Source organism: Fibrella musci, from assembly GCF_041321105.1.
Taxonomy (GTDB): domain Bacteria; phylum Bacteroidota; class Bacteroidia; order Cytophagales; family Spirosomataceae; genus Fibrella; species Fibrella musci.
Genome location: NZ_JBGGWD010000001.1, coordinates 922,044 through 937,834 on the forward strand (window position 1 = coordinate 922,044; position 15,791 = coordinate 937,834).

At 56.5% G+C, this 15,791-nt stretch carries 8 protein-coding genes; 3 read left to right on the top strand and 5 right to left on the bottom strand.

From position 1 onward, the window contains the following. Nucleotides 1–19: 19 nt before the first annotated feature. Complete coding sequence (gene gyrB, locus ACAW74_RS03715; RefSeq protein ID WP_370696842.1) at nucleotides 20–2,029, bottom strand: DNA topoisomerase (ATP-hydrolyzing) subunit B; 2,010 nt, start codon at nucleotides 2,027–2,029, stop codon at nucleotides 20–22. A 546-nt stretch (nucleotides 2,030–2,575) separates the two neighbouring features. Here gyrB and ACAW74_RS03720 point away from each other — a divergent pair. Then, nucleotides 2,576–2,884: an isoamylase early set domain-containing protein gene (locus ACAW74_RS03720; RefSeq protein ID WP_370696843.1), complete on the top strand. Its 309-nt coding sequence runs from the start codon at nucleotides 2,576–2,578 to the stop codon at nucleotides 2,882–2,884. Between the two features lie 95 nt (nucleotides 2,885–2,979). Here the strand turns inward: ACAW74_RS03720 and ACAW74_RS03725 are convergent, their stop codons facing one another. The 4 genes from ACAW74_RS03725 to ACAW74_RS03740 all read right to left on the bottom strand — a co-directional run bounded on the left by ACAW74_RS03725 (nucleotide 2,980) and on the right by ACAW74_RS03740 (nucleotide 11,990). Beyond that, nucleotides 2,980–3,936, bottom strand: a complete 957-nt coding sequence (locus ACAW74_RS03725; protein ID WP_370696844.1) for a hydroxypyruvate isomerase family protein — start codon at nucleotides 3,934–3,936, stop codon at nucleotides 2,980–2,982. A gap of 150 nt (nucleotides 3,937–4,086) precedes the next feature. Beyond that, a complete protein-coding gene (locus ACAW74_RS03730) occupies nucleotides 4,087–7,176 on the bottom strand; it encodes a PVC-type heme-binding CxxCH protein (RefSeq protein ID WP_370696845.1) in 3,090 nt (1,029 codons plus the stop codon). A 145-nt stretch (nucleotides 7,177–7,321) separates the two neighbouring features. Beyond that, nucleotides 7,322–10,264: a T9SS type B sorting domain-containing protein gene (locus ACAW74_RS03735; protein WP_370696846.1), complete on the bottom strand. Its 2,943-nt coding sequence runs from the start codon at nucleotides 10,262–10,264 to the stop codon at nucleotides 7,322–7,324. A gap of 166 nt (nucleotides 10,265–10,430) precedes the next feature. Further along, nucleotides 10,431–11,990, bottom strand: a complete 1,560-nt coding sequence (locus tag ACAW74_RS03740) for an acyl-CoA carboxylase subunit beta (protein ID WP_370696847.1) — start codon at nucleotides 11,988–11,990, stop codon at nucleotides 10,431–10,433. 272 nt (nucleotides 11,991–12,262) lie between these two features. Here ACAW74_RS03740 and ACAW74_RS03745 point away from each other — a divergent pair, with 272 nt between their 5' ends. Together ACAW74_RS03745 and ACAW74_RS03750 are read left to right on the top strand one after the other, a co-directional pair. Then, entirely contained in the window at nucleotides 12,263–14,116 is a 1,854-nt protein-coding gene (locus tag ACAW74_RS03745) for a hypothetical protein (protein WP_370696848.1), read from the top strand. Nucleotides 14,117–14,266: 150 nt separating this feature from the next. Further along, nucleotides 14,267–15,751, top strand: coding sequence for a Gfo/Idh/MocA family protein (locus ACAW74_RS03750; RefSeq protein WP_370696849.1), 1,485 nt, complete (start codon nucleotides 14,267–14,269; stop codon nucleotides 15,749–15,751). Nucleotides 15,752–15,791 lie beyond the last annotated feature (40 nt).

Here is a 15,791-nt window from a genome sequence, read left to right on the forward strand (position 1 = left end):
AACTGACCCGGTTTTTTTACTAAATATCAATCTTGGCGTACTTGGCGTTTCGCTCGATGAAGTCGCGCCGGGGAGCAACTTCATCACCCATGAGCATCGAAAAGACGTGGTCAGCGTCGGCGGCCGATTCGATGGTCACCAGCTTCAGACTTCGCGTGGCGGGGTCCATCGTCGTTTCCCAGAGTTGCTCGGCGTTCATTTCACCCAGCCCTTTGTAGCGCTGAATATGCACCGCTTCTTCACGACCGCTACCCGCCAGTTCACGCACAGCCGCTTCGCGCTGCGCTTCTGTCCAGCAATAGCGCTGGTCCTTACCTTTCTTCACCAGATAAAGGGGTGGTTGCGCAATGTATACGTACCCGCTCTCGATCAGCAGGCGCATGTTACGGAAGAACAACGTCAGCAACAGTGTCCGGATGTGGCTACCGTCGACGTCGGCATCGGTCATGATGATGATCTTGTGATAGCGGAGCTTGTCGAGGTTCATCACCGTTTCGTCGCCCTGCTTTTCCAGACGTACCCCCAGGGCCGTCCAGATATTCTTGATCTCTTCGTTCTCGTAGATCTTGTGCTCCATGGCTTTCTCCACGTTCAGGATCTTACCACGCAACGGCAAGATGGCCTGGAACGCCCGGTTACGGCCCTGCTTGGCCGAACCACCAGCCGAGTCACCTTCCACCAGATAGAGTTCGCATTTTTCGGGATCGGTATCCGAGCAGTCGGCGAGTTTACCGGGCAAGCCAGCGCCACCCATAAAGTCCTTGCGCTCGGTCATGATGCGCGAGTAGGCCAGATCGGCGGCAATCCGGGCCTGCGCCGAGATCAGCACTTTCCGCACAATCGCCTGCGCCTTCTTGGGGTTCTCTTCGAGCCACTGCTCAAGCATTTCGCCCACTACCTGGCTCACGGCGCTCACCACATCCTGGTTACCCAGTTTACCTTTGGTTTGGCCTTCAAACTGCGGCTCCTGTACTTTCACCGACACCACGGCTGTGAGGCCCTTCCGGAAATCACCGCCTTCGAATTTCACCTTCGTGGCATTCTTGGGCACCAGACCGGGGTTACGCTCCAGGTATTTACCAAACACCCGCGTGATGGCCGACCGGAATCCCTGCACGTGCGTACCGCCCTCGTGCGTATTAATGTTGTTTACATATGACTGTACATTCTCGCCAGCCTCCATGTTGTACACCATCGACACCTGCACGGGCGTGCTGCCTTTGTCGCTTTCCATATAGATGGGCTCCATGCCATCAAGGGCCGCGCGCGTCTCATCCAGGTATTTCACGAACTCGATCAGCCCGCCTTCCGAATGGAATTCCTGCTGATTGATGGGGTTACCCTGTTCGTCGAGTTCGCGCATGTCGGTCAGGACAATGCGGATGCCTTTGTTCAGATAAGCCAGTTCACGCAGGCGACCCGCTACCGTATCGAACCGGTAGACCGTCGACTCGGTAAAGATGGTTTCGTCGGGCTTGAAGTGAACCGTTGTACCGGTATCATCAGCCGTACCAATCTCCCGCACTTCATACTGCGGATGGCCAATGTGGTATTCCTGCTCGTAGGCTTTGCCGTCGCGGTGAACTTCCACGCGCAAGACGGTCGAGAGAGCATTCACGCAGGAAACCCCTACGCCGTGCAAACCACCCGATACTTTATATGTGTCTTTGTCAAATTTGCCACCAGCGTGCAACACCGTCATCACCACTTCGAGTGAGTTACGGCCCGTTTGCCGGTTCATACCGACCGGAATACCCCGGCCGTTGTCTTTGACAGTGATGGAATTATCTTCGTTAATCGTGACCTGAATGGTGTCGCAGTAACCGGCCATCGCTTCGTCGATCGAATTATCGACTACTTCCCAGATCAGGTGGTGCAGGCCTTTCACCCCTACGTCGCCGATGTACATGGCCGGACGTTTCCGAACGGCTTCAAGACCTTCAAGTACCTGAATATTATCGGCCCCGTAGTTGGCCCGCGAGGGGTCGGCTACTTCCTGAATGTCTGCGTCAACAACTTCGTTTGTCATGCGGTATTTGTGTATGTAGTTAGGCGAAATCGGGGCGCGGAACAGCCGCCGGAAAGGCGTTAAAGCAACACGTGAGTCCCCCGTATTCAGCTTGTAAAAATACAAAATTAATTGATCATTTCCGAGCGAAATCGCAAGTGATATCTTGTTAAAATGAAGTTTTTAGCCAAGCGTTGAGCTTCGTTATTTTCAGCGGCCCTTTAACCGCTTCACCAGCCAATTTTCTCCTCCTTATCGCACCCCTTTTATCCCCCCTCGTCCCCGCCGACTGGCAACCCAACCAACCGAAGCCAGCCTGTTTTCGAAACGGATCAATCGGTGTTCATCAGCTAAACGAAATAGCCTAATCGATTACAAATTCGGCGATCAGAACGAAGTGGGTTGTTGCACACTTCATCTATAATAACGGCAAAAAATTGATACGCCGATTGAAACCGTACGATAAGAAATTGAACTATATAAAGAATATAATCTTGTAACGGACTAATAATTAGCATTTTAAAGATATACCGATATAATTTTGCGTCAAATCAAAACATTTACGTCATGGCCACTGCCAAACAATTTTTGAAAAGTAAGCCTGTTGCCAAAGTAACGTTTGAACTTCCCGCCGAAGCGGTTAACGGCGCGAAAGTAGTTTCGCTCGTTGGCGAGTTTAACGATTGGGACGTAACCGCTCAACCGCTGAAAAAGCAGAAAGACGGTTCGTTCAAAACTACGGTAGAACTCCCTATTGGCACTGAATATCAATACCGTTTCGTCATTGATGGCCAAACCTGGGAAAATGACTGGGCAGCCGACAAATATGTCGCCAGCGGCATTTCAGCCGAGGAGAATTCGGTCGTTGTTCTGTAAGAAAAGAGTCCAAAAAAAGGGGGGCCTTGCAGGGTTTGTTGAATGAAGTATTCTCCATTCAACAAACCCCGCAAGGCCCCCCTTTTTTCGCTCTGTTACACGGCAAAATTATCCGATTCGATATACGCCTGAATCAGCGCCTGCTCGCCCTCTTTACCGGGGCGGGAGTTCCCGTGCTCCATCCCAAAAATGAATGTGCGGTTAGTCGCTTTGGCTTTGTCGTAGATGTGCTTGAAAATATTCTTGTAATTGATTTCGCCGGTGGTTGGCTCTTTCCGGCCGGGGTTATCGCCCATCTGGAAATAGCCGATCTCGTCCCATGCCCAATCAATATGCGGGATGATATGTCCTTCGTTCTTCTGCATATGGTAAATGTCGAACAGCACCTTGCAGGCCGGGCTATTGACGGCCCGGCAGATTTCGTAGGTCTGGTCAGACGTGCGCAGGAACAGATTGGGCGTGTCGCTGAGCGGTTCCAGCACCATAGCCAGCCCCGCCGGCGCGAGGATATCGCCCCCCCGGCGTAGCGCGTCGATCACATGTCCGGTCTGAATACCAATAGGCAGATTCCGTTCGAAATCACCCGGCACGACGGTCATGAACTTGGCATTACAGCGTTTGGCCGTGTCGACGGCACGACGACAGCCGTTCAGGAAGATGTCGATGTATTCTTTCTTACCCGCCGCCAATGAGTTTTGCCCATTGCCGCCTTTGTCGACCACAAACACGCCCATCTTCATCCCGAGCCGATCCAACTCTTTGCCCATCTTTTCCTGCATGGCAGGGTCACGGCCCATCATACCGTTGTCTTCGAAAGCCGTAAAACCCTGATCGGCCATGAATTTGAGCTGATCAATGGGGTCTTTACCCGCGCTGTTCTCAAACATGCCGAGGTGGGGGGCATAATCGAGCTTAAACTTGTTTTTGGCAACTACAGTAGCACCGGCAGAGCGGCGGCTACCAACAAAAGCGGCCTGTGCAACCGACGTGCCGGCAAGGGTAGCGCCAGCGGCCCCCAGGGCCAACTTCAGAAAATCGCGACGTTGGGTCATTGGAAAAAATCAGAAGTTAAGAATAGTTATTGCTAAAGCGATTTCAGCTGGTTGATTACAGGGAAAAGGCTTTTTCGGATCATATTACTGATTGGATTCCGTATCAGCATTTACTCGTTCACAATCAGCTAACACGTCTAATGGCAGGGTTTACTGTTTCCGCTTCAGCGTGCTCAGGTATTCGACCAGATCGACCAGCTCCTGCGTAGACATTGCTTCCTGCAGGCCCGATGGCATCATCGACGAATCGATCTGCTTCATTTTGACCACATCGGCCATTTTGAAGTTCTGCACCATCCCACCGGGAAATTTCATCTGTAAATCGGTTTCGGTTTTGCTCGATACGATGCCCGTCTGAGTGCTGCCATCTTTGAATTTCACTTCGTAGCCTTCGTAGCCAAAGCTGATACCAGCATCGGGATACAGGATGGCCAGGTACTGTCCATCTTTACCCAGCTTACTACCAATTTCGGAGAGTTTCGGCCCAAAATCCTGTCCGTCGCCATTGATCTGATGGCAGACTGAGCAATTGGTTTTATAAACCGCCAGACCACGGGTGGCGTCGCCGTTCATGGCCAGCAGTTCGGTTACGCCAGGCAGTTTTTTGGTCGATGCCGTCTGCGCACCGTCCAGGTATTTAGCGGCTTCAGCCCGTACACTTTTGCGCCAGGCCGTCGCTACTCCCTGATAAGCGGCCCCCTTCAGGTCGCCTTTCAGTTGCCCCGTTTTGAGCAGGTCGATGACCATTTCTTCCCCGTCCCAGCTACCGCCGATCATCCGGGCGGCCTGCCGCCGAATGGACATCGGGCGTTTGGCATCGGTTGCTACGGTTTTCAGCATCGCTAACGATTCTTTGGTACCCACGCGGCGCAGGGCGGTCAGCATGTTGTTGGTGGCGTCGGCCTCTATTCCGTTCAGGCTCTGCCAGACTAGGGCACTGCCTTTCTGCTTGAGCAGCTGCCGGGTTGCGTCGTTACCCACGTTATCGGCCGGCTTCTGTAGCGCGAGCTGCCACAGGCGTTTATTCTCGCTAGCGGGTTCGTACCGCTGCACCAGTTCGATGTACTCGGGTGTGCCATACGTCTGGTCGAGCAGCGTCTGGAGGGCCTGTTTGGCCGCGGCGTTACCCGTGACAAAAGCCGGATCGAGGTGGCGCAGGGCCAGCCGGGTGATTTCTTCGCTTTTCTGGGCCTGAAGTAACGCCAGCAACGCCGCTGATTTCTCTGTTTTGCCAGGATTGAAATCGAATGCCCGGAAGTAGCGCAGCCGGTCGTTGAGGGGAACAGTGGTCTCGCCTGCCAGCCGGGCCAGCAGGGGTACCGATGCTTTTGTGCGCGCCCGCCAGACAATATCACGCCCACCCGCGTTGGCCAGCGGATCGCTTACCTGACTGAGGTAGGCGGCGTAGTAGCGATCCCATTGTCCGTCGGCCCCGATACCGAGCGCTTCCAGATACCAGCGGTCTTTGCCGTCGTGCTGCGCGGCCAGTTGAGCCCACAACGCCGGTGCTTCAGGCGAGGGGTTACGCCGTAACGCTATGGCACATTCCCGACGTACCTGTGCGTCGGCGTCCTTAACCAGTTGTTTAACGTACCTGGGTACGTCGCCTTTCTGTTCGCGGGCCGCCCGCAGCGCCGTAATACGGATATTCGGATCGGCATCGGTCAGGGCCTTTTCAATGTATTGCGTGCCTTTGCCCGGCAGTTGGCTCAACAGCCAGAGCGCCCGGGCTTTCATGCGCGGGTTGGTGGCGGTGGCATACAGGTTAGCGAGTGGCTGCTCGGCTTTAAGACCAAGGTTATGCAGCGCCGTCCATCCCAGATAACGCGCCGACATATTAGGGCTTTGCAGGGCGTTGAGCGCTCCGTCGACGGTCGACACATCGGTGCTGGGTACGTTCCAGGGGGTGTTGGGCGGTGCGATGCGGAAGATGCGGCCCCGATCCTGATCGCCCGCCTGATGCCCGCCCACGCCGGGGTCATACCAGTCGGCAATTAGCAACGAGCCATCGGGGGCCACGCACACATCCGACGGCCGAAACCACTGATCGCGCACGCCTTCCACAAGGTTAGTAATGGTGGCTTTATATCCCGCTCCATTATTTTCGACCGGATACGCCCGCACCACGTTTGGTCCCGCGTCGCAGTGGATCACCTGATTCTGAAATTGGGCGGGTAACAGCGAACCTTCGTAAACGATGATTCCCGTGGGTGAACCGGCGCCTGTCTGCAGCAGATTCGGTACGACACCGGGGTCATTGAGATGCCAGTGGCGGAACGGGATTTCGGCCTCGATGTTGGTCCGGTTGGCCCGCCAGCCCGCGCCGGTGAGCTCGTCGGTGTATCCGTAATTGCCATACTCCATCATGTAGTTGATCCGGACGCTCTTGTTGCCGTCGTCGTCGTTATCTGACTGCCAGAGCGTACCATAGGAGTCGACGGCCACCTCGAAGTTGTTTCTGAAATTCTGGCCCAGCACTTCCACTTCAGAGCCATCGGGGTTGCAGCGTAATACCATCCCCTGCCGGTAGTTTTGAGCGTCGATGGGGCGGCCGGTGGTTACGTCGATAACGGGTTTGCCCGTTTTGTCTTTTAACTGCTTGCCTTCATTACCGAAGTTGAAATACCATTTTCCGTCTGGACCAAACACAAAGGCGTGCATGCCGTGGTCGTGCTGATCGCCGTCGATGCCCGTAAAGAGCAGTTCTTTTCGGTCGGCTTTATCGTCGCCGTTATCGTCGGTGAAGACCCAGACGTTAGGGCTGTTGGATACAATCACTTTGTTGCCCTGCACCCAGATACCCAGCGGCGACTGGAGTTCTTTGCCCTGATAAAAGACCTTACTCACATCAGCCGCTCCGTCGCCGTTCTGATCTTCCAGAATCACGATGCGGTCACCTTCCTGATGCGTCGGGTTCCCATTGATGGCCGGGCGATAATTGTAGGCTTCGCAAACCCAAACCCGTCCCCGCGCATCTACGTCGATGTTGGTTGGGTTTTTCAGCATCGGTTCGGCAGCAACCAGCGACGCCCGCAAGCCCGCCGCCACACTGAGGCTGGCGACAGCATTTTTAGGATCGTGTTTGTCGTCGTCGGAAAGGGTCGTGAAGAAGCGGTCCAGAAACGAGACTGACGCCCGGCTTATGTCCCGATTTTGATACGCTCCGGCGAAAAGGATCCCGGCCGCTACGGTGGCTACCGCCGTGCGTCGAATTGATAGTCTGGTGTGCAGCAAAGCCATTTGGTAGTTTGAACAGTCTGTTTCTACACAAAGGGGCGGATGGGTGAATTTTAACAGCTTATTCTTTAATTAAAAAGGAGCGCGGCCAGTCTCCGGAATGGTTGACTGACCGCGCTCCTTTCGGTTTATGCGTTAAAGAGTGTTTTTAACGCATGCCGATAGCGTCTCGGATGAGCTGCACATAGCCCTTCTGCACCTGCGGGGGCGCGTTGCGCTGCAAACCCGCATACACCACCCGCACCTCGTAGTAGTACAACCCGCCGGGCAACTCTTTACCCGCTGAGGTCTGCCCACTCCAGGCCAGCAACGGGCCCGCCGATTCGTAGACCTTCGCCCCCCACCGGTTGTAGATCACCACCTCTACCCGCTCCACAAACCGCGGGCAACGCAACGGCGCAAACACGTCGTTCTTGCCATCCCCGTTGGGGGTGAACAGATTCGGCAACGCAAACAGGGGGCAGATATCCTTGCACACCCGGTTGCTGGGACCGCTCTCCAGGCCCCGGTTGTTGACCGCCCGCACCTCGTAGCACCCCGCTACCGTGGTCAGATTCTGATGCAAAAACGTGGTGGTCGGCGCCGGTACGTTGGCCAGCAGCCGCAGGCTGTCACCCTCGTAGCGGGCGTAGTAAATGTTGTAGGACGCGATGCGGGCATCACAGGCCTGCCCCCCCGACTGAGCCGGGTACGTCCAGGTCAAGGTGTTGGTGAAGGTGCTCTGGTTGCAGAAGGCATCGGGGGCCAGCGTGGCGCAGTTGAGCTGATCCACCGTCAGGGCCGGGGCGCAGGGCCGGGTGGTGTCCCCCGGGGTGGCGCACTGTATCTGGCTAAAGTTGAGCAGCCGCCCCGTACGGGCCCGAATCGTGGCGTCGGTGTATTGGCCCACCGTCTGCACCCGGTAGCAGTAGCTGCTGTCCAGCGAGAGCACCCCGCTCGTGTTGCCGTCGGAGGCCACCAGGTCCGCCCCACTATCCACGTAGCGGTAGGTGGCGGGTCCCTGCACGGCCACCTGGGCAATCAGGTTGAAAGGACCTTGGGGACCCGTCCGACTGCGGTACACCAGATGCGTCTGGTTGTCGTTGCTCCAGGGCACAGTGGCCGCCCAGCTCAGCTCGATCTGACGGATGCCACCGGCGGCGCTCAGCCGCACGCTGTTGGCGATCTCGGTGGTCTCCTGCCGCAGCAGCGCCCCGTTGACCGTCGTGTAGAACTCCAGCCGGTAGCGGTACACGACTCCGGCCGTGTTGATACCCCGGTCGACAAAGACCGTGTCCACTACATTGGGCAGCAGGCTGGTGCTCACGGCTGTGAGTTGGGTGAAGGCCGTGCTGGTGGCGCCTTCGGCCCGCAGCAGCCGGTACTGGAAGGGCCCGCCCCCGTCGGCGGGGTTGAGCCCGATGGGCCGGCTCCAGCGCACGGTGATCACGCCCCGGCCTGGCCCCGTAGCCGCCCCGGTAGTGTCGACCGTCACCTGGGTGATGACCGGAGCCAGCAGAGGCAGGCTCAGGCACACACCCGCCGAGACGACGCTCTCCCCGCCGGTGGGCAGGGCAAACTGGGCCACGATGCGGTAGGTGTAGCTCACCCCCCGCCGCAGACCGGTCGTATCCGTAAAGGTAGTGGCCGTCAGGGGGATGCGTCCAATGAGTGTGTAACCCGGTAGAATGCCCGTCTGGCAGCTGGCAGGCGAGCGCGTGTCGCAGCCCTCCTGGCGGTAGATGAGCATCTGCGAGGGCTGCTGATCAGTGGGAGGGGCGGGGGGCAGGCAGCTGTAGGCGCTCCAGTTGAGCTGGATGGCCCGCCCGCTGGTGCCCACCCCGGCCAGGGGGCGGGCCGTCAGGTTCTGGGGCCGGGGGGCGATGAGCTGCACGTTGAAGCTCTCGTAGGAGTTGAGCGAGAAGGCCGTACCCCGAGGCGGCTGGTCGGTGGCCTTGATGGTGATCTGGTAGGGCTCGTCGCGCAGCTGGCCGCAGTTGGTCTGCCAGGAGAAGGTGCCCGTGGCCGGTGAGGGCTGGCTACCCGCCGGGGTGAGGCTGGCGTAGGCGGGAGGCAGCAGGGCGGGGCTGAACTGGGTGCCCTCGGGGGTGCGGTTGAAGGGCCCGCCATAGCCTTGTAAGAGGATGCGGTTACCGTCGGGGTCGGTGGCTCGGATGGCCTGGGTGATCAAGGAGCCCGCCTCGGCGCAGAGATCGGCGATGGGGTCGATGAGGGGGCGTTTGTTGGGTCCGTCGAGGACGATGACCTGCACGTCTCGGGTGATTTCGCCGATCAGCACGCCCTGTCGCCATTCCTGGATGACGAAGGCGTAGTTGTACTGGCCGGCCTCGACGGGGGCGTCCCAGCAGACGTCGCCGGTGCGGGGGTCGACGGTGAAGGTGGCCGGTGAGTTGCCAGCCTCGGTGCGGCCCGGTGCTCCGATGATGTTGGGCAGTTGGTAGGCAGGTACAGGCAGCGACCGGCAGGCAGCCGGGCTCACATCGTCTTCGCCCTGTGCGCGCTGGGGCGTGGCGATGCGGTAAGAGAGGCTATCGCCGTCGGGGTCGAAGGCGGCGGGGTTGTGGCAGTAGCGCTGCCCAATTTTGGCCGAATCGACAGGGGCGTTGAGCAGGACGGGGTTGGCGTTCAGTCCCAGCGACCCGTTAGCGAAGATAGTCGTCGAGACAAAGAAGTTGACGTTGAGCGAGTTGCCGTTATTGATGTTGCGGGTATTGTCGTTGCGGTTAATGACCCGCGCCGAGATGGTATACGTACCTGGCCCCGCATAGGTGTACACAAACCGATAGATGTTGATCGTGGTTGCGTTATTCAGAAAGCGAATCGGACGTAACCGGGGTACGTTCTGTTGGGTTCCGTCGCCTAGACAGAACAGCACCTGATCAGCGGCAGCGGCGGCTGTCTGCCCATTCTGTACGTCATAGTACGCGGTCAGGGTAATCTCGTAGGTCAGGGCCGACCCTGAGCCGGAACTAGGCAGGCGTCGGGTGGTAATCTCGCCCGCCCGCACGTGCGTAGCCTGCGATGTGATTGGGCAAAGTATACCTACGCCCACCAGCAACGCCAGCAGCCAACCCATGTATATTGATCTCATAGAGCAGAAAGTAGTCGTTTTGTTATCAACGTTTCTGAGACGCAAATAGATATGAAAAAGGCGAAAAGGGTATTGGAGTGCTGTTTTTTTGCCACTGAGGCACGACGTTCTCCAAGCGATTCTTTTTCTTCTCAGTGTCCTTCGTGCCTCTGTGGTGAAATCTCAATTACAACGGGATATTGCCGTGCTTTTTGCGGGGGAGCGTGGCCACTTTGTTTTCCAGCATCTGGAAGGCACGCATGAGTTTCTGGCGGGTTTCGGTCGGGTAAATCACCTCGTCAACGTACCCACGATGAGCCGCGCGGTATGGGTTGGCAAATTTCTCGGTATACTCCTGCACTTTCTCCTGCAATTTGGCCTGCGGGTCGTCGGCGGTGGCAATCTCGCGTTTGAAGATAATCTCAGCCGCTCCGCTCGCGCCCATTACCGCAATCTCGGCTGTTGGCCACGCGTAGTTCATGTCGGCGCCGATGTGCTTCGAGTTCATGACGTCGTAGGCCCCACCGTAGGCTTTACGGGTAATCACCGTTACACGCGGCACCGTGGCTTCGCAGAACGCATATAGCAGTTTGGCCCCGTTGGTGATAATGCCGTTCCATTCCTGATCGGTGCCGGGCAAAAAGCCAGGTACGTCTTCCAAGACTAGCAGGGGTACGTTGAAGCTGTCGCAGAACCGCACGAACCGGGCCGCTTTGGTACTGGCGTTGATGTCGAGCACCCCGGCCAGCACAGCGGGTTGGTTACCCACCACACCGATACTCCGGCCACCAAGGCGCGCGAACCCAACCACGATGTTCTCCGCAAAGTTTTTGTGGACTTCCAGAAACGAATCGGCATCGACAAGCGCTTGGATCACTTCCCGCATGTCGTAAGGCTGATTGGGGTTTTCGGGAATCAGGTTGTCTAGCGACGGCCGACTTTCGTCGCCGGTCGACTCATATGGCAGCATGGGCGGCTGATCCTCGCAGTTTTGCGGGATGTAGCTCAGCAACTGCTTGATATGCTGAATGCAGGCCAGTTCGTTGGCGCAGGCAAAGTGCGTCACGCCCGACTTGGTGCTGTGCGTGCTGGCGCCACCCAGTTCTTCGGCGGTCACTTCCTCGTGGGTTACCGTTTTCACTACGTTGGGGCCGGTTACGAACATGTAGCTCGTGTTTTCGACCATGAAAATGAAGTCGGTGATGGCCGGGCTATAAACAGCACCACCCGCGCACGGCCCCATGATGGCCGACAGTTGCGGGATCACGCCCGACGCCAGCGTATTCCTGTAAAAAATATCGGCATAACCTGCCAGCGACAGCACACCTTCCTGAATGCGGGCACCACCCGAATCGTTAAGGCCAATGAGTGGCGCGCCGTTCTGCATGGCCAGGTCCATCAGCTTACAGATCTTCTCGGCATGCGTTTCCGACAGGGCACCGCCAAATACCGTGAAGTCCTGCGCAAAAACGTACACCAGCCGCCCGTCGATAGTACCGTAGCCGGTTACGACGCCGTCGCCAAGGTAGTATTCCTTGTCAAGGCCAAAGTCTTTGGTTCGGTGCATGACAAACTTACCGATCTCCTCGAAAGACCCTTCATCCACCAGTAGGGCGATGCGCTCACGGGCGGTCAGCTTTCCCTTAGCGTGTTGGGCATCGATTCGTTTCTGGCCACCACCCAGCAGGGCTTCGGCATTTTTTCGGTCGAGGGCTTCGGTCTTCGATGGTTTCGTCATGGACTCCATGCAGGCGTTTGTTAACTGAATATGTGCTATCAGCAAAAGTACAGTAGGGACCATACAAAAAAAGCCCGCCCGGTGGATTCTGCACCGACCTGTCAGAAGCGATTCTTTTCCTATCCCATATTCATGTGGCGGTTAACTACGTGCCCTCACTGGATATTTACTTTCCTACAAATCAGGTAGTTATTCTCTAAAATCAATCACTCTGGCGGTCGAACTTTGTGAATACGATCCGGGGCAATGTTCGGACGTATCCACACCTATTTCTTTCAGCCATGTCTAAGCAATATCAGTTCAAAGGAAACCTGCGCGGTTTCTTCTGCGATCACTGTTCAGAACAGATATCAGGCGTCGTGATCCGGTTATACAAACCGCAGGCCGATCAGCGCATCATAGAATTGGCCGTTGCCGATCCTAAAGAAACGTTCCGCGAACTCACCACAGAGGCGATTAACGCCAAGCAGTCGCTTCTGCTGGCTGAAGCCAAAACCAATGAAGTGGGTGAGTTTATCATCGACCTGCCCCCTACCCATTACGACGGCGGAGCGTTCGAGATCGATTTTATGACTGACGATGTCCCTTATCATTTTCCGCCCAAGCACCGGCAAAACGTTCAGGTTCAGTTTACGATCACGATCTTGCAACCCCAATGGCGCGAAGCGGCCGATTCGGCACGACTAACGGCTAACTGGGCCTACGCCATTCCGTCCAAATGGTGGTGCGCTATTCGGGCGCGTTTCGGGGCCTATGTTGTTTGCGGGCAAGTTGTCGATTGCGCTACTCAAACGCCATTGGCCGGGCTCAAGGTATCGGCCTTCGATGTTGATTTAATCCAGGATGATCCACTGGGATCGGCCATTACCGACTCAACCGGCCATTACAAACTCTATTACTCAGAGGCGGCTTTCAGTAAAACGATCTTTAACTGGCTCAATGTGGAATGGCCCGCTGGTCCTGACCTTTATTTCAAAATTGAGACGGGCAGCGGCGATGTTCTCTTGCAGGAGCCCCGCAGCCAGGGCCATACGCCAGGGCGCGAAAATGCACCCAATTGCCTTTGCGTCAATTTCTGCGTTAAAAACCCCGGCAGGCCTAATACCTATGTACCTGCCTTGTTTACGCACGTTGGTCAGTATGCTATCGCCAGCGATTTCGATGCTCAAGGCTTTACCATCGACGCACAGAACAATGCATTTACCGGTAATCTTGACCTTATCGGCATACTACCGGGGGCTATCGCCTCCAACACGATGGAGTACCGATTCAAAGCAAAAAATCTGGCGACATCAGCCGAAGTCATCGTCGATGCCAACTACCTTAACCCCTTCCGTATTGGTACGCTTACTACCTACACGGGTGGTATTCCCCCCTACGACTCGGTTCCTTACATGGTCAATAGTGCAGGCGCCCCTCACAACGTCGTAGTCGATCCTCAAGGCTGGATTCGGATTCCTCGCGATAATGCGCTGTTTACTACGGGACAGTTTAGTGCAGGTACGTTGCTGGGTAGCCTAGACACATTAGCGCTGCTCGAACAGGGATTCAACATCCATGAACGCTATACTGCCGCGGCAGCCGCGGCATTTGACCTCACAACCCCGGCGGTATACGTAGCGGGGCAACCGTTTCCAGCGACGAGCCAAGCTGGCGTGCATACCTTCCAGCTTACATTTGAGGCCCGTGAGGTAGGCAGTAGTACACTAGCCTACTCGATCACGCTCCCCAAGATTGTGCTGACCAACGTCACGTACCTGCAACGTGTACACCCATCCTGGGCAGGTGGCGACCGCCAGAAAACGGGCGTGGGTATGCTCGAAATTGCCCAGACAACGGCTACAGGTGAGGGTTGCAACAAAATCGTCGATGTCTTGACTGCCAATTATTCAGTTGTCCACCCGTTCCTAGAAACCATGAGCCTGACATTTGAAGGCAACGCCCCCTTGCCCGCCCATTTCTCGGTATCGCTGTTGGGGCTGAACAAAAAAATAGGATCGGAAACATTCGACACGTCGGCCATGCAGCCCTGTGCCTACATCATTTCACTGGTTGCTCATCTGCGGCTCACGTCGGGCTATGGCCGACGTTCAGATGCTTACGTAGACGATCACATTGCGTTCTGCAAGGCATAAAGCCTCTGAACGTGTTTAAACGTGGGTGGTTGATGACGAAGGTCGGTCAGCCGCCCAATTTTTATTGTCTCAAGCGGTAAGTTGACCCACTTTCGCCTTTTACCAGAAAGCAAGTTTATTTTCTGCAACGTCAACCCAACTTGCCCGTTTATGAGTCAGACAAACCAACCAAACGAAGCGTCGAACCAGCCTTCACCGCAGCCTTCGCGGCGGCAATTTTTGCAAACCGGAGCGCTGGCCGCCGGGTCTTTCTTCATCGTGCCCCGCCACGTGTTGGGCAAAGGGTTTATCGCCCCCTCTGATAAACTGAACATCGCTGGGGTGGGCATCGCCGGAAAAGGCTATTCCGACACCAACAATGCCTTTAACAACGGGGCTAACAATATCGTAGCCCTCTGTGATATCGACTGGAGCCGCGATCAGGTCAAAAAGAATTTCGAGAACCACCCCAAAGCGGCCAAGTACAAAGATTTCCGGCAGATGCTGGAGAAGGAAGGTAAGAACATCGATGCCGTAACGGTCTCGACCGCCGACCACACGCACGCCGTCGTCGCGATGGCCGCCATGCAGTTGGGCAAGCACGTATATGTGCAGAAACCCCTGACGCACAACATCTACGAAGCCCGGATGCTTACTGAAGCCGCCCGCAAATACAATGTGGTGACGCAGATGGGTAACCAGGGTTCGTCGAACCCCATGCAGCAGGTGATGGTCGATTGGGTGAAAAAAGGCCTGATCGGCAACGTGCACACGATCAACTTCTGGACCAACCGCCCCGTATGGCCGCAGGGGATTCCGGTACCACAAACCACGACCCCACCCGACGACGTGGATTGGGATCTGTGGATTGGACCGGCGCAGAAAGTAGGCTATTCGCCCGGTTACCATCCGTTCAAATGGCGCGGCTGGTGGAACTTCGGGGCCGGTGCCCTGGGCGACATCGGGTGCCACATCATGGACGTGCCGTTCCGCACACTGGGACTGGGTTCGCCCACGTCGGTGGAGTGCAGCGTAGGAGCCGTATTCCTGAAAGACTGGACGCCCGAATACATCCCCGAAGGTTGCCCGCCGTCGTCGCAGGTGATGCTGCAATTTGAGCCGACCCGCACCAACAAAACGCCCATCACGATGACCTGGTCTGACGGTGGTATTAAGCCCCTCCGGCCCGACATGCTGCCCGACAGCGAGCCCCTCAGCGAAGATGGTGGCCAGAACGGGATGCTGATGATCGGCGACAAAGGTCTGCTGACCTGCGGCCTGTATGGGCAGAATCCGAAGATCTATACGAAGAAAGGCGACAAGATCGAAGCGCCGAAAGCCGAAGCCAGCAAACTGCCGGAGTTTGGCCATCAGGTGCTTTGGGCCGACGCCTGCAAAGCCGGCTTTAACAGCAAGGAGCACAAAGCACTCACGTCGTCGTTCGACTTCTCGGGTCCGCTCACCGAAACGGTGCTGATGGGTAACCTCGCCATCCGCAGCTATAACCTTCGCACGGCCAAAGCCGATGGTCGCGGGTTCGATTACCCCGGTCGGAAAAAGCTGTTGTGGGATGGTAAGAACATGAAGATTACCAACTACGACGAAGCCAACCAGTTTGTGGCACGTAATTACCGCGACGGCTGGAAGCTGGCGTAGGTTAGTAAGTTCAAGGTCCAAAGACCAATGTTGCTCTGCT